At 68.9% G+C, this 19,429-nt stretch carries 12 protein-coding genes; 3 read left to right on the top strand and 9 right to left on the bottom strand.

Going from position 1 to position 19,429, the window contains the following annotated elements; all coding sequences use genetic code 11:
* Positions 1-12 precede the first annotated feature (12 nt).
* Genes AAF430_07115 through AAF430_07105 form a run of 3 tightly spaced genes read right to left on the bottom strand, consistent with a single transcriptional unit; the run spans position 13 to position 3,633 of the window.
* Positions 13-396 (bottom strand): hypothetical protein, encoded by a 384-nt coding sequence (locus tag AAF430_07115; GenBank protein MEM7409985.1) that lies wholly within the window; start codon positions 394-396, stop codon positions 13-15.
* A gap of 47 nt (positions 397-443) precedes the next feature.
* A complete protein-coding gene (locus tag AAF430_07110) occupies positions 444-2,069 on the bottom strand; it encodes a hypothetical protein (protein ID MEM7409984.1) in 1,626 nt (541 codons plus the stop codon).
* 31 nt (positions 2,070-2,100) lie between these two features.
* Entirely contained in the window at positions 2,101-3,633 is a 1,533-nt protein-coding gene (locus AAF430_07105; protein MEM7409983.1) for an amidase, read from the bottom strand.
* 124 nt (positions 3,634-3,757) lie between these two features.
* Here AAF430_07105 and AAF430_07100 point away from each other — a divergent pair, with 124 nt between their 5' ends.
* Both AAF430_07100 and AAF430_07095 read left to right on the top strand, forming a co-directional pair.
* Positions 3,758-4,432, top strand: coding sequence for a hypothetical protein (locus AAF430_07100; GenBank protein MEM7409982.1), 675 nt, complete (start codon positions 3,758-3,760; stop codon positions 4,430-4,432).
* Positions 4,433-4,483: 51 nt separating this feature from the next.
* Positions 4,484-5,638, top strand: a complete 1,155-nt coding sequence (locus AAF430_07095; GenBank protein ID MEM7409981.1) for a cytochrome P450 — start codon at positions 4,484-4,486, stop codon at positions 5,636-5,638.
* On the opposite strand, the gene AAF430_07090 is transcribed toward AAF430_07095, so the two are convergent.
* The 5 genes from AAF430_07090 to AAF430_07070 all read right to left on the bottom strand — a co-directional run bounded on the left by AAF430_07090 (position 5,635) and on the right by AAF430_07070 (position 17,752).
* Entirely contained in the window at positions 5,635-6,192 is a 558-nt protein-coding gene (locus tag AAF430_07090) for a PEP-CTERM sorting domain-containing protein (GenBank protein MEM7409980.1), read from the bottom strand. The genes AAF430_07095 and AAF430_07090 overlap by 4 nt on opposite strands.
* Positions 6,193-6,375: 183 nt before the next feature.
* The gene (locus AAF430_07085; protein ID MEM7409979.1) at positions 6,376-7,662 is read right to left on the bottom strand and encodes a cytochrome P450; all 1,287 of its coding nucleotides are present in this window, start codon (positions 7,660-7,662) and stop codon (positions 6,376-6,378) included.
* A 56-nt stretch (positions 7,663-7,718) separates the two neighbouring features.
* Positions 7,719-8,180, bottom strand: coding sequence for a VOC family protein (locus tag AAF430_07080; protein MEM7409978.1), 462 nt, complete (start codon positions 8,178-8,180; stop codon positions 7,719-7,721).
* A 13-nt stretch (positions 8,181-8,193) separates the two neighbouring features.
* A complete protein-coding gene (locus AAF430_07075; protein ID MEM7409977.1) occupies positions 8,194-8,952 on the bottom strand; it encodes an SDR family oxidoreductase in 759 nt (252 codons plus the stop codon).
* Positions 8,953-9,007: 55 nt separating this feature from the next.
* Positions 9,008-17,752, bottom strand: coding sequence for a thrombospondin type 3 repeat-containing protein (locus AAF430_07070; GenBank protein ID MEM7409976.1), 8,745 nt, complete (start codon positions 17,750-17,752; stop codon positions 9,008-9,010).
* Between the two features lie 421 nt (positions 17,753-18,173).
* On the opposite strand from AAF430_07070, the gene AAF430_07065 reads away from it, so the two are divergent.
* Positions 18,174-18,839: a hypothetical protein gene (locus AAF430_07065; protein ID MEM7409975.1), complete on the top strand. Its 666-nt coding sequence runs from the start codon at positions 18,174-18,176 to the stop codon at positions 18,837-18,839.
* Here the strand turns inward: AAF430_07065 and AAF430_07060 are convergent.
* On the bottom strand, positions 18,836-19,273 hold the full coding sequence (locus AAF430_07060) for a pyridoxamine 5'-phosphate oxidase family protein (GenBank protein ID MEM7409974.1): 438 nt from the start codon (positions 19,271-19,273) through the stop codon (positions 18,836-18,838). The genes AAF430_07065 and AAF430_07060 overlap by 4 nt on opposite strands.
* Positions 19,274-19,429: the final 156 nt, after the last annotated feature.

Raw genomic sequence — 19,429 nt, 5'->3', positions numbered from 1 at the left:
AGCCCGAGTGGCCTACTCCGGGTCGGGCTGGGTGAACCACCAGGCCCAGAGGATGAACACCGCCTGGAAGGGCAGGCGCACCCAGTTCGCGAAGGGCGTGCCCGTGCCCGGCCCGTCGGGGCCGATGTTCTCGAGGGCCATGTTCACGTTGGCGGGGAAGACGGCGATGGCGAGCGCGATCGCACCCCAGGCCGCAAAGACGCGCGTGCGTGGCTCGAGCAGGTACACGCCGATCACGATCTCGGCGAGACCGGCCAGCACGTTGAGCCACTCGGGGTTCGGCAACTTCGCGGGAATGATCGACACGAAGAAGTCGGGCGAGAGCAAGTGGAGGAAGCCGACGAAGCAGAGGTTCGCCGACAAGAGATAGAGCAGAGGCTTGCGGAAACGGGCCATGGCCGAAGCTTCCCGCATCTCGCCGCGCATTGCGACGCGGCTCCCACTCAGTAGACGAGGGCGCGGCCCTCCGGCGCGCGCGCGCCAGCCGGGGCGGCGGCCAGGGCTCGGGCACGGGCCTGCATGGTGCGGGCGTCCTCGGCGCGACCCGCCTGCGCGAACGCGCGCGCGGCCAGCTCCAACGCGGCGCGATCCTCGGGCGCGAAGTCGACCATCCGCTGCGCCCACTCCGCAGCTTCTTCGTCGCGCCCCTCCGAGAGCAGGAGCTCGACCAGCGCACCGAAGCGCAGCGTGGCAGGCTGGGCCGTCACGCTGCGTTCGAGCTCGAGGATCGCCGACCGCTGGTCTCCGGCGCGGAGGTAGAGCTGCGCCGCGGTCGCGCGACCGCTCGCCGGTTCGCGTCCGAGCCACGCGAGCGTGCCGAGCCAACGCGAAGCGGCCGGCGCGTCGCTGCGCGCCACCGCCGCCGGGAGCACGTGCTGTTCGATCGCGTAGACGCCGACGGCCAACAGGGATCCGAGCGCCGCGGTCCCCCAGACGGCGGACGCCCAGCCAGCGCGCGACGGACCCGGCGCGGACGCAGCATCGGCGTCGGGCCCGCCGTCGCGGATCAGGATCCGTGCGACGGGTCCGTCGCGGAGCTTCCAGATTGCGCCGTCGAGGACGAAGTGGTGCACGTTGATCGCCGAGGCGACGAGCAACGCCAACCCCGCCTCGAGGCTCACGCCGCCCGAGAGACCGGGGGAGAAGACCACGAAGGGCAGTGTCCAGAGCGCGGTGCCCGCGAGGAAGGTGCGCCCGAAGTAGGGGACCGGCTGGGCGTCGGCGGCGCTCCCCTTCGCATAGAAGCGCGTGATCCAGAGGTACTGCACCGAGTGCGCCACGGCGATCCAGTAGAAGAAGAGGACGCCCTGAGCCGGGTCGAAGGGCCCCCCCGGTTGGCCCCCCCAGTGGCGCACGGCCGCGGGCACGGCGAACCAGAGCGCCTGGCTGAGCACCAGGAGCGCGGCCGGCAAGAGCTCCCCCAACGGGGCCCGACGCGCGAGCCCGATCCCGGCCCACAGCGTCGAGACCGCGTAGCCGATGGCGGCGAGCGTCGTGAACCACGGCGAGATGCCGAGGGCCAGGAAGCGGAGACCCTCGCCCTCCAACGGCAGCCGACGGCTCACCGCCCAACTCGCCGTCTCGTGCATGGCGCCGAAGAAGAGCAGGAACGAACACACGAACGACAGGTGGAGCGCGCGGCGCACGCTGCCGTCGAGGGCCACGCCGCGGCGTCGCAGGAACGCGACGGCGATGCCGAAATTCTGACCGGTGTAGTGCCAGGGGCTCCAACTCACGTAGAGCGTCAACAGCAGCGAGCCCAGCAGCGGCACGTACAGACTGCCGACGAACCAGCCGACGATCGCCAGGGTCGCCCACAACGCAAAGAATGCGTACCGCCGCCGCTGCTGTCGCTCGGCGTAGACGCGCAGCAGCGTGGCGCCGTAGTGGGGAAAGCTGAACAGGAGGATCAAGAGCGGCGCGAGAAACGCCGGGGTCGCGGCAAGGAAGACGTCGCCGAACGCGAGGAACACCAAGAGCAACCCGGCATAGGCGAGTCCGCAGCCCAGCAGGAGATCGGTCGCCGGGCCCACGAACCAGCGGGCAGCAGCAGGCGCATGCGCGGTCATGGCCCCGATTCTCGCATGAACCGGTGCGCGGTCAGCCGGCGAGCGGCGGGCGCTTGCCGAACCAGGGAAGCTCGCCCTCGATCTGGCTCGCCAGGCGGAAGAGCAGATCCTCACGGCCGAACGCGGCCGCGAACATCACGCCGATCGGGAGGCCGGCGGCGTTCCAGTGCAGGGGCAGCGACATCGCCGGTTGGCCACTCACGTTGTAGAGCATGGTGAACGCCGAGGCGGCGGTGGCGGCCGTGATGAATTCCTCTTGATCCGGGTTCGAGAGGCTCATCACGCCGATCTTCACCGGCGGCGCCGCCATCGTCGGCGACAGCAGCACGTCGTAGCGCTGCATCAGGGTCGCCATGTCGGCCGCCGTCTTGCGGAAGGTCGCCTCGGCGCTCGCGAGATCATCGGCGCTCAACCCGTCGGCCTGGGCCAGCTTCGACCAGTTGCCCGGTTCGATCTCGTCGGGGCCGACCGGACGGCCGCGTTCCTCGCCGCGCGCACGGATGCGACGCGCCGTGTGCACCGCGTTGTTGATCCCGACCGCGGTGTAGTACTTGCGCGGCTCGACGGGGAGCGCGACCTCTTCGACCGTGTGGCCCCACGAGGCACACTGCTTCGCCACCTGGGCGGCCGCGGCTTCGCAGTCGACATGGACGGGCAGCCGTGTCACCGGTGTCTTCACCCAGCCGACGCGCAGCGGGCCCGGGTCGCGGCCCACTTCTTCGGCGAAGGGCCGCGCGACCGGCGGAGCCGCCGTGTAGTCATAGGGCGCGGACCCGCGCGACGCATCGAGCAGCACCGCGCTGTCGCGCACGCTGCGGGTGACCGCGTGGATGCAAGAGAAGGAATGGGCCGAGTAGCTGTGCGGTCCGCGCGGCACCCGACCCCGGGTCGGCTTCAAACCAAAGAGGCCGCAGCACGACGCGGGGATGCGGATCGAGCCACCGCCATCGCTGGCATTCGCCGCCGGAACGATCCCGGCCGCGACCGCTGCCGCCGACCCGCCCGACGAACCCCCCGGCGTATGCGCGAGATTCCACGGGTTGCGGGTCGCGCCCCAGAGCGTCGACTCGGTGACCGCCGTCGCTCCGAACTCGGGGCTCGCCGTCTTCCCGAAGATCACGAGACCCGCCGCGCGATAGCGCTCGACCAGCGTGCTGTCGTAGTCGGCGACCCGGTCCTTCCAGGCCACCGACCCGTTGCTGGTGACCGTGCCGCGCACGTAGAGATGCAGATCCTTCAGGAGCCAGGGCACGCCCGACAGCGGTCCCGCTGGTAGATCCATGTTTGCGACCGCGCGGGCTGCGTCGAAGTGGCGGATCACCACGGCGTTGAGCTTCGGGTCCACCGCCTCGGTGCGGGCGATCGCCACCTCGAGCAGCTCGGCCGGGGTGACCTCCTTGCGGGCCACGAGAGCCGCCAGGCCGACCGCGTCCTGGGCGACGTACTCCTCGAAGGAGAGCGCTGCGCCCCGCCCCGACGCCAGGGCTGCCGGGGCGCGACAGGCCGTCGTGAGCGCCAGCGACGCTCCCCCCACCAGCAATTCCCGTCTCGAAATGCTCGCCATGGCGTCCTCCGGGCCGACACCCTGGGGCGGCGGCGCCCCTGCGTCAACGTTCGAGCCGGCTGTGACACCCCAGCCCCGTTTCGGGACACTTCCCCGAGGGCTCGGAAACGGCCCGGAGGACCCGATGCGGATCGGAATCGCGGCGATCTCTGTCTGCCTGACCCTGTGGGCCGCTGCGCCCGCCACCGCGACCCCGACGCGGATCGAGTTCTCCGGACGCCTCGGGTTCGTCAACCCGGCCGGCAATGTCGATCCATCGGTCCAATCCGGGCAGGCCTTCACGGGCAGCTTCGAGGCCGATCTCGACGGCGTCACCCCCGAGCCTCCGAACTCGCCGATCCCGATTCCGAACCAGGCGAGCTATCGGGTCCCGATCAGCGGCTTCACCCTGAGCACGGGCAACCTGACCCTCGCGTTCGCGGGAACGGGCACGACGACGATCCTGGACGACGAGATTTCCACCGCCTCCGACGAGGTGCTCGTGGCGATCGAAGGCCTCCTCTCCACGCCCGCGTTGGGCACCGGAGGCGATCTCTTCCTTCTGATCGGGTTCGCCGATGACACCCAGACGATCCACGCGTCGACGGACTTCCTGTTTCCGACCAGCGATGCCCCGTGGTCCAGCATCGGGTTCACGCTCTTCGAGTACGTGCCTCCGGGACGCACCTTGCAGTCCAAGTTCTTTGGAAGCATCACCTCCTGGCAGGTCGTTCCCGAACCCGGCTCCGCTGCACTGCTCGCGTTCGGGCTCGCGTGGCTCGGTTGTTTCCCGCTTGAACGGCGTCGTCGGATAAGCTGAGAGACTTCCCAGGGCGGGCGCAACGACGCTTGCGCCCGGGAGGCTCGGGCCTTGGCGATCCCTACTGCGGCATTCGTGTGCGATCCGCACACACCCGAATACCAGCGCGACCTGCGCGAGATCCACCGCGAGCTGCGCGACGAGCACCCCGTGTACTACAACGCGGAACGCGAGCTGTGGATGATCTCGCGCTACGACGACGTGAAGGCAGCGCTCCTCGACGAGGCGACCTTCAGCGTCGAGCGCCTCGAAGAAGCGAAGATGCTTCCGCCCATGCTCGTGTACCTCGACGGGCCGCGGCACGATGCACTGCGCAACCTGGTGTCGCGCGGTTTCACCCCAAGGCGCGTGGCGTCGCTCGAGGGCCAGGTGCGTTCCCTTGCGGGCGGCCTGCTCGACGCGATGAATGCCGACGCCCCGGTCGACCTGATGTCCCAGTTCGCGTCCCAGCTGCCGAGCTGCGTGATCGCGGCGCTGATCGGGATTCCCGAGGAGCGGCGGCCGATCTTCCTCCACCACACCGAGGAGATGCTGCAGGCCGGCGTCGACGGGAACGACATCCGCGACCCCGCGGCCGCGATCTTCGCCCAGTTCTCCGAGCTGCTGAACGAGCGGCGCAAGGAACGACGCGACGACTTGATGAGCGCGCTCCTCGACGCAGAGATCGACGGCGAAGCGCTCTCGGAAGCCGAACTCCTCGGCTTCTGTTTCCTGCTCGTCGTGGGCGGCAACGACACCACGATGAACCTGATCGGGAACGGCCTGGCGCTGTTGATGGATCACCCGGAAGCGCGGCGGACACTGCTCGACGACCCGTCACGCCTGCCGCCGGCGATCGAGGAGATGCTGCGGATCGAGGCGCCGACCCAGGCCCTTCCCCGCTGCACGACCCGCGACGTGGAACTCCACGGCGTTCGGATCCCGGCCGATTCCCGCGTCTTCCTGCACTTTGGTGCCGCAAACCACGACGAGCGCGCCTTCGACGACCCGGGCCGCTTCGACATCGCGCGCAATCCCAACCGCCACCTCTCGCTCGGTCAGGGGTCCCACTTCTGTATGGGCGCGTCGCTGGCCCGGATGGAGGCGCGCGTCGCCTTCGAGACCTTCCTCGAGCGCTTCCCGCAATATGCGATCGAAGACACGGGCCGTTGGGTGACCTCGCGCTGGGCGCGCTCCCACCCCGAGCTTCGCGCGCGGCTGCGCTAGGCCCGGCGGCGCCGCGTCGCCAGGAAGCCCAGGCCGAGGGCGAAGAGCGCTCCCGTCGACGGCTCGGGTACGAGCCGCCAGCGCCCGCGGTGTTCCTCGAAGCCCCCCGACACGAGGGAAAGATCGGCGAAGGCAGCGGGACCGTCGCTGCCCAGCCGGACCAGCTGGATGCCGCCCATCGGGTCGTCGCCCGAGAACAGGAAGACGTTGGTCAGGACGCCGCCGCTGGCCGACCAGCCCCCGGCACCCACGGCCAGATCGTTCGCGACGTTCTGGAGATCGAAGGCCGCGAGGTCGAAGGTCTCGGCGTTCGCAGGAAACGAGAAGGCCAGGGAGACCAGGGAGTCGTCGTCGACGATCGCGCCCGGGAAGCCGAAGTTCGCGGCGTCCGTGATGTTGGGATCGTCGAGCACCAACGTGCCGCTGCCCGCGAAGCCCGCGTCGGGCTCCCAGACGTAGGTGGCCTGGAGTGCGTGTGAGGACGCGGCGGCGCAGAGCAGCGAGAAGGCCGTCACGGCGCCCAGCCAGAAAGAGGGTCGGAGCTTCGAATCCACGTCGCGCACCTCGAGGTCGAAGCGCGGCGAAAGCAGCCGCGCCTTGCGACCATGAGTGGCGCTGCGACCCCCGCTGTGGCGCGATCCCCGACACGGACCGGCAACGCAGCCGCAGCCGCCGTGCAACGCAGCTCGTCCTTGTGCTTTGCGATGCCCAGCTGAGCGCTGGTCCGGACGCCGTCGCTAGCGCGGCACCACGCGGGTCGGGAGCTCGGTGAAGCCCTTCACGAAGTTCGAGCGCACGCGCACGGGCTCGCCCACGACCTCGACCGTCTCGAAACGCGCCAGGATCTCTTCCCAGAGGATGCGCAGCTGCATCTCGGCGAGTCGGCTGCCCATGCAGAAGTGCACGCCCCAGCCGAAGGAGAGGTGGTGCTTCGCGTTCTTGCGATCGATCCGAAACTCGTTCGCGCGCGGGATGGCGTCTTCGTCGCGGTTCGCCGAGACGTACCACATCACCACCTTGTCGCCCGCGCGGATCTGCTGACCGGCGAGCTCGGCGTCCCGGGTGGCGGTGCGGCGCATGTGCGCGAGCGGCGTCTGCCAGCGGATCATCTCGCTCACCATGTTCGGGATCACCGACGCGTCGTTCCGCAGCTTCGCGTACTCGTCCGGGTACTCGTTGAGCGCCAGCACCCCGCCCGAGATCGAGTTCCGCGTCGTGTCGTTGCCGCCCACGATGAGCAGCACGAGGTTGCCGAGGTATTCCATCGGCTGGAGATCCTTCGTGGCCTCGCCCTTCGCCAACGCGGTCACGAGATCGATGCGCTCGCGCGGCGGCGCGTCGGCGCGCTCCTTCCACATGGCGGTGAAGGTGTCGAGACACTCGAGCAGTGCCGCCTGACGCGCCTCTTCGGTCACGCCCACGACGCCGGTCTGCCCGGGGCTCGAGGTGGCCATGTCGGACCAGAAGGTGAGCTTGTGCTTCTCCTCCTGGGGGAAGTCGAAGAGGGTCGCGAGCATCGCGGTCGTGAGCTCGATCGAGACGTGGTCGACCCAGTTGAAGGTCTCGCCGACCGGCAGACCCTCGAGGATGTCCACCACGCGCTCCCGGATCAGGGGCTCGAGGACCTTCAGGTTCCGCGGCGCAGCCGCTGGCTGACACACCGCGCGCTGGGCGCTGTGGCGCGGGCCATCCATCGCGATGAACCCGGGCGAGAGCGGGAAGTCCGGGTTCGGATCCCCGATCACGATGCTGCCCTTCGACGAGTAGGTCTCCGGGTCCTTCTCGACGTGGACGATGTCGTCGAACTTCGTGACCGACCAGTACGGCCCGAAGTCGCTCTCGGCGCAGTAGTGGACCGGCGCCTCGTTGCGGAGCCGCTCGAAGTAGCCCCACAGCGTGTTGGTCTCGAAGAGCTCCGAGTCCGAGACGTCGATGTGCTCGAGCGGGATCGACTGGGGGTCGGCGGTGGCCTGGCCCTTCGACGGGGGAAACAGCGAGGGGGGCGCTTCGGTCGCTTCGCTCATGGAGGGCCTCCGGGGTGGGCCTCCATTCTACTCCCAAGGCCTGCGCCGGTGTCGGGTCACCCCGGCGAGACGTCCTGCACCAGCTCGAGCACCGTGCCATCCGGATCCTTGAAGCAGACGAAGCGCGAGTGGGCCCGGCCCTCCCATTCGACGGTGGCGGGCTCCGAGAGCAGCTCGACCCCCCGCGCGCGCAGCGCGGCGACGTCGGCGTCGAGGTCGCTGGTCGCGATCGCGAGGCGCGCGATGCCGAGGTGGTTCAAGCGGGCGTAGGGAGGCTCGGCGTCCGACGGCGACCTCCATTCGAGGAGGTCGATGACGAGCGGAGGCTTCGCGCCGCGCAGGCGCAAGAGACCACCGCGCACCCGGTAGTCGGGCAGCCCGACCGCCGCTTCGACCGCGGGCGAGTTGCGTTCCGGTACGTCGAGGAAGCGTTCGAAGCCGAGCGCTTCGTAGAACGCGCGGGAGCGCTCGAAGTCGCTGCAGTTGATGTTGACGTGGACGAGGCCGCGGAGATGCATCGGCTGCCGCTCGCTAGACGACGGTGTCGCCGTTGTCGACGACGAACTCGGCGCCGGTCACGTGCTTCGAGGCGTCCGAAGCCAGGAACAGCACCATCTCGGCCACGTCGTCGGGTTCGCCGATGCCCAGCTTCTTGCGCAACCCCTCCCGATCCGGGGCGTCCGCGATCTTCAGATCGCGCAGGTTCTCGAGCGCGTTCTCGACCATCGGCGTGTCGATGCTCCCCGGATGCACCGAGTTGCAGCGGATGCCGTTGCGCTCCTGCCGGCAGTGGATCGCCACCGACTTCGTGAGCGAGCGGATGCCCCCCTTTGCCGCCGAGTAGGCGAAGAAGGGCGGGAGCCCCACCAGGGCGGCGGTCGACGACATGTTGACGATCGAGCCACCGCCGCTCTCGCGCATCGCCGGAATCGCCGCGCGACAGCCGAAGAAGGTGCCGTCGAGATGCACCGCCAACGTGCGTCGCCAGACCTCGGTGCTCGTGTGCTCGACGTCGGCGATCGGGGCGATCCCCGCGTTGTTCACCAGCACGTCGAGCCGGCCCTCGTCGCGCATCACCCCGTCGATGACTTCCGCCCAGCGTGCCTCGTCGGAGACGTCGTGGGAGACGAAGCGGCCGCCAACGCCCGCCGCCACCCGGGCGCCGCCGTCGGCATCGATGTCGGTCACGACCACCCGCGCGCCCTCGGCCGCGAGCAGCCTGGCGTCGGCTGCGCCAAGCCCCCCGGCGGCGCCGGTGACGATGGCGACCTTCCCTTCCATTCGACTCATAGAGACGCTCCGCCCTTCCAGGGAGGCGGAGAGATCCACCGTACCCGAGGAGTTTCTAGGGTGCCGAAAGCAAACGCGACGCGCGGCTCCGCCGCCACCCCCAACCGAGGAGGGCCAGCGCCAGCAAGGCCCGCGCGGCGAGGCTCAACCCAGGCACGGCCACCGCCGAGAACGGCTGCAGCGGATCGCTGCCCCGCGCGATCTCGACGTCGTCGGGAATGCGATCGTCGTCGCTGTCGGCGTCCAGGGGATCCGTGCCGTAGACGTCCCGCTCGATCGCGTCGGCGATGCCATCACCGTCCTGGTCATCGGCCACCGCCGGCGTCACGTTCAAGAAGCGGGTGTTCTCGCGTGCGTTCCCGGCCGCGTCGACCGCCCGGTAGCGCACCTCGTAGCGGCGACCCGTGGCGGGCCGCGCGACCTCCGACCGAACCGCGAAGTCCAGGTCCAGCGTGCCCGGAGTCACGCCCTGTACATCGCCGCTGGGGTCGCCGGCGTCCATCGACTCGGGCTCGTTGCTCATCACCGCAAGCAGCGCGACGCTGCTCGGGCCGCAACGATCGTTCGCCTGCACCGCCGCCGCGATCGGCACCAGCGAACCGTCTGCGGGCCAGAGAGCGCCCGGGCTCAGCACCACGGAGAGATCGGGCGGCTCGGTGTCGTGGACTTCGACGGGCACCGTGTCGCTCGCCATCGCACCCGACGCGTCCGTGACCTGCAGCGTCACCACATGAGCACCCATCTCGAGAGGCGCGTCGACGACGGCGCCCTCACCGAGCCAGCGCTCGTTCGCGCCCCCGACGTCCGCGTACCACGCGACCGTGTCGCCCGGGCGCGTGTCGGCCGCTTCGAGTCGCACCGTCGCGCCACCGGGCTCGGTGCATTCCACCTCGTTCGGCACGATCGCCTGAGCCACCGGGGCCTGGCACGACGCGCCATTGATCGCGAGGCCGATCTCCTGGTCCTTCGCGAACGTCGTGCAGTCGCGGTACGTGCCCGCCGGAATGGGCACCAGATCGATGATGTCCCCTTCGTCCCAGGTAAAGACCAGCGTCGCGGCTCCCGTCTCGCGATCGATGCGGTAGAAGCGGCCGGATTCGGGCCCGCGGCCTCCGCCGTAGAGCGAGCCGGCTGCGTCGACGCCGAGGGTCTCGATCCCCGGCAGCAACGGACCGACGATGAGGACGTTGCTCGTCCGGAAGGGAGGGACTTGACGGTGGAGCTGCTGCTCCGCGTCGATCCCGAAGACGATCCCGGTGTCGTCTTCGTAGGCCCACTCCTCGAAGATCCGTGCGATCGACGCGGCCGGGGTCGTAGCGCCCGTCACCAGGTCCACCGCCACGGCGGTTTCGAAGGCGCCGCTGACGTTCGGGGGGAGCCCCTGGACCACCACCGCATCCCCCGCGAACCGGCCGATCGTCCTGAACGCGGTGGCTGGCTCTACGAGGTTCGGTCCGACCCCCGCGTCCTCGACCCGGAACGCCTGGAGCCAGGGCGCGCCGTCCGGGCCCTGCGCCATCAGCCGTCGCGTCTTCGGATCGAAGGTGAGCGCGGACGCGGCGAAGGGCAGGGTGCCAACGGGCGACACCAAGCCCGCTTCGGGATCCACCGCGAAAACCTCGCCGTCTTCATCCAGTGCGTAGAACGCCTCGGGCAACTCGGTGCGGACGCACAAATCGACCGGGCCCGGAGCCAGACCATCGAGCGGAACCTGCAGCTGCGGAGCCTCGGGCCGGATCTCCGCTTCCGCCACCAACGTGTTCTGGAAGAGCGCGTCCAGCTCGACTTCCTCGTCGAAGTCGTCCAGCGACTGGCCCGCGTTGCAGATGCCGACGTCCTCACAGCGCTCGCCGCCCGCGTCGTAGAGGCAGGCTTCGCTTTCGCCGAACGACGTCTCTGCCCGCACGCGTACCCACGCGTACCACGTCCAGATTCCGACGCCGGTCATACGGACGCGGTTGGGGCCTTCCGGATTCCACGCCGCGAGCAGCGCCGGGTCATCCACCACGAAGATCTCGGGAATGTTCGTGCAGCCGCTGTTCGATTGGGGACGTACCGTCGTCGAGAAGAGCATCTGACCGTTCAGGTACGCCGTCACCGTGTCGGAGAAGGTGCGGAAGGTGTCCGAGAGGACCTCGAAGACCAGCCGCTCGGGCCGCTCGAACTGCCTCGGCAGCAGCTCGATCACGCCCGGCTGGGTGCCCGACACGAGATCGATGCGCAGGTCGACGCAGGCCCCGGTCGGCGCGGTCGAAACCTCGAAGCACGCCGCGGGCTCGTCTTGACCCGGATTCGCAACCGACGGGCAGGAATCGCAGAGGTCCCCGCGGTTGTCGCTGTCGCCGTTCGCCTGGCCCGGGTTCACCAAATCGGCGCAGTTGTCCGCCGCATCGAAGATGCCGTCGAGGTCCGGATCGTCGCAGGTGTCGCCGACGCCGTTCGGATGGATCCGGTCCGCCTGATCGGCATTCGCCGTCGACACGCAGTTGTCGAAGCTGTCGACGACACCATCGCCGTCCGGATCGTCGCAGACGTCGCCAACCCCGTTGGGGTGGACCAGGTCCGCCTGGTCCGGGTTCGCGACCAAGGGACAGTTGTCGACGTCGGCGCAAAGCCCGTCGCCGTCGATGTCGTTCTCCGCGTCGAGGGGACAGGCGTCGCAGGGGTTGAGCAGCCCGTCCCCGTCGTCGTCCTGGAGACGTTGGTCCGGGTTGTTCACGTCGGGGCACGCGTCGCAGACGTTGCCGACCCCGTCGCCATCGCCGTCGGACTGGGCGAGGTTGTCGAGGAAGGCTTCGGCGATGGCGATCGCGTCGGCATCTTCCAGGAAGCCGCCGGCCTCGCGAGAGACCAGCAGGTAGAACAGCCGATCGATCGCCCCGAGCCCGCGCAGCTCGTGGTAGTCCAGGTTCGTGTCCACGGACGCCAGCTGCTCCACCCGCCCGGACGGCGTCGGAATCAGGATGAGGTGGTTGACCGAAGGATTCGGAGCGCCCCAGACCCGCTTCAAGTAGAGCGTGAACCCGTCCGAGAGGGGCAGCGCCTTCGCCTCAGCCTCTCCGACGCCATCCGCGCCGAGCCCGCCCGAAATCTGGAACGAGTCGATCGACACCTGTTCGGCCATCAGGGCGAAGAGGCCCGGGAACTTCAGCGTGGTGTAACGACCGTCCGGCCCGAAGCCGCGCTCGGCGATGCTCCCGTTCTGGTAGGCGAGCGAGCTCCAGCTGTTCGTCGACAGCCGGTTGCCCCAGTCGTACATGTCGTTGCCGCCGTCGGAGATCCCCGAACCCGTCTCGCCTTCCGTGAAGTCGAAGCGGTCCGGCACCAACGCCGTGATCGCGGGGTGGGTCGACTGAAGCCGACTCACGAGGCCTTCGAGCGTGAGCGTTCCGTTCGGTGCGTCGATGCAGTTGTCGCACGCGTTTCCAAAGCCGTCAGCGTCATCGTCGGCCTGGTCCGAGTTGGCCACCTGCGGGCAGTTGTCGTCCGCATCAGGCAGCGCATCGCCGTCGTCGTCGGCGTCGCACGCGTCCCCGGCGCCGTCCTGGTCCGTGTCTCGCTGGTCCGGGTCGAAGGCCAGCGGGCAGACGTCGACGTCGCCGCACACGCCGTCGGACTCGAGATCGTTCTCGGCGTCGCCCGGGCACGCGTCGCACACGTCTCCGATCCCATCCCCGTCGAGATCGGCCTGGTCCGCGTTTGCGATGTAGGGACAGTTGTCGAGTTGAATGGGCAGCGCGTCGCCGTCCGAGTCCAGCCGCGCATCGTCGAGGACGTAGACGCGCGGCCGGGAAGTCGCGGGGTCGAAGCCCAGCGCCCGTTCACCGTCGCGCGAAACGGCCCACACCGCGCTCGAGAAGGGAAGAGGAAGCAGCGCGGTTTCCCGAACGACGTCGTAGAGCTGATCCTCGGAGAACGCGAGCCGACCCGCGCGCGTCGTCGCGTAGACCTCGCTCCCGAGTACCCCAATCTCGACGAGCTCGCCGTCGTAGACGCTTCCCACCCAGAAGATCCGATCGCCCGACCGGCTCACCCGCAGGTTCGACGAGCCGGGAGTCCGGATCGGGCTCGTCGCCACCAGGTTTGGTTCGTCGAGCTGGATGTCGTACTTGCGGATCTGGGCCGAGGAGAACAGCGAATCGTCGCTGTGGAAGTAGTACCGGCCGGTCGCGTCGGTCTCCGCGTCGCCGATCCGTACGCTGCTGGTGCGATCGACTTCGATCCCCGTGCTGGTATCGAAGACGCGGATGGGCGTGGTCCCGTGTCTCCGTCCTTCGGTGTAGAGACGCCCCGCCCGACCGGCGTTCACCGTGTAGACGTCGGTGCCGAGGGGGAGTGGAGCGAGCAGCGTCCGGTTCTCGAGATCGACCACCCGCGTCTCGAGTTGTCCGTGATTCGCGACGTAGAGACGGCCTTCGGCTTCGTGCACCGTCATATCGGTGGCGTTCGTGCCGACCGGGATGAGTGTCTCCACCTCGGCCGTCGTGTCGTCGAGGATCAACAGGAAGGCGTCGTCGGTCTCGCCCGTTCCCCGATGCAGCGCGTACACGAAGGGCCGCTGGTAGTCGGTCGCCATCTGGGTGAGGTTCATCTGGCGCAGGTCGAGCTCGACCGGAACGACGAAGTCGGAGCCATCCGCCGAAAAGACGAGCTCGCCCGCGTAGCTCCCGGCGGAGAGACCCTCCACGTCGATGGTCAGGACGAGCTCGGAAGGCACGGCGCCGGAGCTGCGATCGACCTCGAGCCAGTCGATGTTCTCCGAAACGCTCCAGCCGAGCTGCAGATCTGGGGACGACAGGGAGAGCGTTCGCATCTGGGGCGGCAGGTTCGTGAGGAGACGAACCCCGACCGTGTTGGGCGTGACCACCAGGGGCGCCGCGCGCAGACTCCACACCGGGCCCGGAGTCGTCTCGGTGAAACCCACCGCGTCGACACGCCAGTAGTAGACCTGGCCGGGCTCGAGCGGGTCGGGGAGCGCGATGGAGTCGCCTTCGACTTCGCCCAGCAGGGTCAGGGCATCGGGCGCGGTCCCGAAGAACACGCGGTACGAGAACGCCGTGGGCAGCGGTGCCCACGAAAGGCGGGTCAGGGGGAGCGCCTGGCTGCTGCCGTCCGGTGGGGAAGGCGTGGAGCTCGGGACCGGCGCGGGTGCGATCGCGTCCACCGGAATCGACTCGATCGTTTTCCGCTGGGCGTCGAAGTAGAGGAGCGTCGCCCTCGCGTCATGGACGGCGTGGATCTGCGTTCGTACCGGCAGATCGAAGAGGGGTGCGCCGCTGCGCCCGTTGAAGACCCGAACGTCGGCCACGGCCAGTTCACCGCGTCCGCTGGCCGAGTAGATCGGCTCGCCGAACTCGACCTGCTCTTCGAGATCCCGGTCGTAGGCCCGACTCCCCCAGTAGAGGCGGCTGCCGTCACGGGTGAGCACGAGCGCCCCGAAGGCGCCGTCGCGCCGCAGGGCGCCGGCGATGCGCGGGATATCGGTCCGAATGTCGTACCGGATCAGGTCGGCCCGGCTCAGGGTGAACTCTGCGTGGTAGTAGTCGCTGCCGCTGGGGTCGACTTCGGCGTCGCCGCGCGGAAAGAAGCCGACGCTGCCCACCACGCTGCCCGTCTGGGTATCGGCGATCGAGGGTTGGACCGTCGACGACGGTCCGTCATCGTGGAAGTAGAGGCGCCCCGGTCGCCCGGCGTTGAGCCGGAAGACACCCGGTCCGAGGCGCAGTGGCGCGAGCACCTCGCGGAGCTCGAGGTCCACGACCTGCGTCGCGTCGCTCCCGAAGTTGCTGACGTAGAGGCGTCCCTCTTCTCGCTGCAAGGTCATGTCCGTCGCGTTCGACCCAATCGCGAGCACCTCGCTCGCCTCGCCTGTCGTCGGATCGAGGAGGAGCAGCAAGGCACTCTCCGGCGCTTCGGAACCGCGTTGGAGCCCATACACCACGGGGCGATCCGGGTCGGCGAGCAGCTGGGTGATCTCCAACTCGACGACGGAGAGCGAGACCGGAATCGAGAAGGAGACACCCCCCGAGGAGAAATCCAACGTTCCCGCGTACTCGCCCAGGGCTAGGCCGTTGGGATCGAAGACGAGCTCGAGCGTTTCGGGGACGCCCCCGCTCGAAGGCGCGACCGAGAGCCAGCTCAGGTTCTCGCTCACGCTCCAGCCGATTTGCGGATCCGGCGCCGAGAGGGCGACGCGACGGACGACCGCGGGCAGCCCCGGGATGGCCGTGGTCCGGAGTGCGTCGGGTTCGACCCGAACCGGCGCCGTCGCGAAGCTCCAGACCGGACTCGCCACGACCCCCGAGTAGCGCACCTCCTCGATCTGCCAGTAGTAGGTCTGCCCCGGAACCAGGGGTGGTGGCAGATCGATCGCCGTCTCGCTGGTCTCGCCGACGAGTGAGAGGGCGCCGGGGTCGCTGCCGAAGTAGACGCGGTACGCCACGGCCGCGGGGCGCGTGGCCCAGCGAAGCTGCGGCAGCGGAAGGACCTCGAGGCCCGCGCCGGCGGGGTGCGGATTGAACCCAGGCCCGGGAACCGAAGCGATCGAGGCCACCGGGATGGCGTCGATCGCGTGGGCGACCGGATCGAAGACGTAGAGGTTCGCGAGGTCGCCGCCGAAGGCGGACACCGTCGTCGGAACGGGGAGATCGAAGACCGGTTCCCCGCTGCGGAGATCGAGCACCTGCTCTTCGGTCACGGCGAGATTGCCGCGCGGGCTCGCCGCGTAGATCTCTTCCCCGAGGAAGTCGAGCTCGTTCAGATCGGCGTCGTAGATCGCCCCTTGCCAGAAGAGCCGCGTGCCGTCGGCGCTGATCACGAGGTTGGACGATCCGACGGGCTGGCGCGCGCTCGCGACTTCCATCGCGCGGTCGGTGCGCACGTCGTACTTCGTGAGCTCGGCACTCGAGCCGCTGCCGTCGGCGTGGTAGTAGAAGTCCCCGGTCGGGCCCGTGGCGGCGTCGCCGACGCGCACGTGCCGCTGGATCAACGGGCCGAGCTCGCCATTCGTGGTATCGACGCTTCGGATGTCGGTGACGCTGCTGCGGTCCCCCTCGAAGTAGAGACGGCCCGGACGCCCCGCGCTGACGGAGGCAACGTCGGTCCCCAAGGAGAACGGCTCGAGTTCTGCTTGCGTGGCGAGGTCCACCACCCGGGTCAGCGGCGTGCCCTGGTTGGTGATGTAGAGGCGCCCTTCTCCCGTGTGAACCGCGAGATCGGTGGGGTTCGTGCCCACATCGAGGGTCTTCTCGACGTCGCCCGTGTCGGTGCGGAGGAAGAGCAGCCGCCCAGGAGCCCCGTGTCCGCTGCCGCGGTGGAGCGCGTAGACGTAGGGCCGCTCGGGATCCGCGACCATCTTCACGAGCTCGAGGTCGAAGAGCTCGAGCTCGATCGGCAGGCCGAACTCCACCCCTCCGGCCGCGAAGCGGACGAAATCGCGATATGCCCCGGCGGGTAGCCCGACGGTGTCGAACGTGATCGTGACGGCGCCCGGCACGGCGCCCGCGACCGGCGTGACGTCGACCCACTCCGGCGCTCCCACGAAGTTCCAGCCAATCTGAGGATCGAGGGACGTGACTGCCACCTGTTGCGGTGGAGGCGCGATGGTGGTCGGCGACGTCAACACGAGCGCGTCGGGCGCCATCGAGACCCAGCTGGTGTCGAAGGACCAGATGTCGCCGGTGAGGTGGCCCGAGATGCTGTCGATATCGATCCGCCAGTAGTACGTGCGTCCGGGATCGAGCGGCGCGGGCAAGCTCCACTCCGTGTCCTCGGTGTTCGCGACCCAGGGCAGTGCGTCCGGGTCCGTGCCGAAGTAGACGCGGTACCTCGTCGCGAGCGGGCTTCTTTCCCAGCGGAGCGCCGACAGACTGGGAAGGACCCCCGAGTCCGGAGCGGGGCGCGGGTCGAGGCCTGCCGGCGGCACTTCCGCGATGTCGGCGATCGGGATCGTCTCGACGCTGCCGGTGGTGGGGTCGAAGTAGTAGAGCGTCGACTGATCGTTCGAGACGGCCATGACCGTCGTCTCGACGGGCAGCGTGTACGCGACCTCGCCGGTTCGTGTGTCGTAGACGTTCTGCGCGCCAAAGGCCAGGCTCCCGCGCAGGCTGGTCGCGTAGATCTCCTCGCCGAGTTCCCGGAGCTCGTTGAGATCCTCGTCGTAGACGACCCCGTGCCAGAACAGGCGGCTGCCGTCGGCGCTGAGGACGAGATTCTCCCCGCCTGGGCCGCGTACCGCGCTCTCGGCCACGAGCGTCGAGCGGTCGGACTCGACGTTCAGCTTGATCACCTTGGCGTCGGGGACGTTCTCGTCGCTGTGGTAGTAGAAGCGGCCGGTGGGGTCGACCGCCGCATCCCCGCGCTCCTCGACCTGGGTCAACTGCCGGATGACGGTCCTGGCGTCGGTTCTCGCGATGAACGCGCGCGCGAAGCTGAAGGACGGCGACGTCTCGTAGTAGGTGCGGCGCTCCCCCGCGTCGACGCGGAACACATCGTCGACCCGCTGTGCGCCTGCGCTCCCCGGATTCGGCCCGAGCCGAACCCGCGAGATCCAGCCCGAGGGCTGAGCGATCATGAGCCATTCCGCGTCGTAGTGGATCGCCATGTCCGTACCGCCCGGGTACGAAAGGTCGACCGAGTCCTCGATCTCTCCCGTGTCGGTGTTGATGAACAACACCGCGGCCCGGTTGAAGATTCCCCCGGTCGGCGCCAACGCGTAGATGTACGGACGTTCGTGGTCCGTGATCATCCGCGTGATCTCGTAGGGCTGGCCGTTGGCGGCGAACGCGGCGCACCACGACACCGCGAGCGCGACCAGGAGCGCGGCGCGAAGGCCGAATGCACGCGGAACCGGGGGGCGCGGCCGCTCAGACGAACGCGGGACGGTCACAGGCGACAGAACGGCGTTCGACTTCGAAGCCGTGGCCGCGCGCGCACCTCGCCTGAAGAAACCCCACCCCACCCAGAGCCCCCCTGACCGCGCGAATGGTAGGGCGTGACGCCGCTCGTTGTCAGGGCCGAGCGATGCGGAAACCCCTCGGTCGAAGCCGGTGCTTCGATCGGACGAGCTTGGAGGGAGTCAGACGCATCCGAGCAAGCTCACCTGAAGCGGTACCGAGATCCAATGGTCGCGGCGAATCCCCCTCAACGGACGCCCGCTTCGCCCCAGCCGGTGATAGCCTGGCGCCTCGACGCGGGGCGGGACGCGCAGTCTGGAGCGACGAATGAGCTGGGGTGCGATCGACGTGAGCGTGGGCAAGCCGGATTCGAAGCGACTCTGGGCGGCGGTGTGCTGCTGGATGCTGGTCTTGCCCAGCGTGGCGACGGCTTCGGGCATCGACTTCGATGCGTTCTCGGGGAACGAGACCGTGATCGATTTCGAGGACATCGCGCCGAACGAGTTGATCACCGACCAGTACGCGGCAGAGGGCGTCCGCTTCGCCGGCGGGCTCTTCGGCGATGCCTTCGGCTTCACCTCGATCCAGGGCAATCAGGAAGGCGCCAACTTTGCGTCGGGTGAGCCCATCCAGAATCCGATCTCCATCTCGTTCCTCTCTTCACCCGAGTTGGTGGGGATGTGGGTCGGAGGTCAGCAGAACTCCGTCGACACGATTCGCCTCGAGGCGTTTCGCGACGGCATGCTCGTCGACGCGATCCACGTGGTCCCCGACACGGTCGCGCCCGGCGGAACGATCCCCTCGCGGTTCGCAGGCCTGTTCGTGATGGGCGGCATCGACGTGCTGGAGGTGTCGCGGATCACAGGGAACGGGTCGTTCTCGATCGATGACCTGCGCTTCGAAACGCCTCCGATCCCGGAACCGAGCGCAGCGCTGATCTTCGCCGTCGGTGCCCTGCTCTCACGGGCCTCGATCGCGCGCCGACGCCACTAGCGCGCGAAGCGACCCCCATAGAGCGACGGGCTCGACGACTGCACCGGGTGGATGCGAATGATCGCGCGCTCGGAACCGGCCGGGTCGAGATCCTCCGGCGGTTCCTGCCCTCCCGAACCCGCGCGAAACTGACGCCGGAGGAACGCGCGATCCGGGTCGTCCTCCAGCGACGCGCGGCCACGTAGCTCGACGTAGACCGTCGGGTCCTTCGCATCCATCACGCAGAAGGTGACCCGGTCGTCGCCCTCGAGGTTCCGGAACTTCACCCGGTTCTTCAGGGTGGAGATGCGCACGCAGTCTCCGTCGAAGACGTAGCTGACCGGGTTGCTCGAGAGCAGGCCGTCCTTTGCGCGCAAGGTCGTCACCACCCCGAACACGTTGCGCGCGAGCACGTCCTTGTGGGCGTCGGGGATCTCGATCTCTTCGTTGGCCATGGGTGCTTGTCTCCACCGTGTCGGTGGCCTCTCAGAGTACACTCGCCGACGGGTCGAAGAGGCGAGAGGAATCCACGTGCAGAACCGAGGGACCCTTGCGCTCGTGGGAGGTTTCGCGCTGAGGAGCATGCGCGCAACCCGCTTGACATCGCCGGC

It is taken from the genome of Myxococcota bacterium (assembly GCA_039030075.1).
Lineage (GTDB): Bacteria > Myxococcota_A > UBA9160 > UBA9160 > SMWR01 > JAHEJV01.
This window is presented reverse-complemented; position numbering and strand designations above follow the sequence as displayed.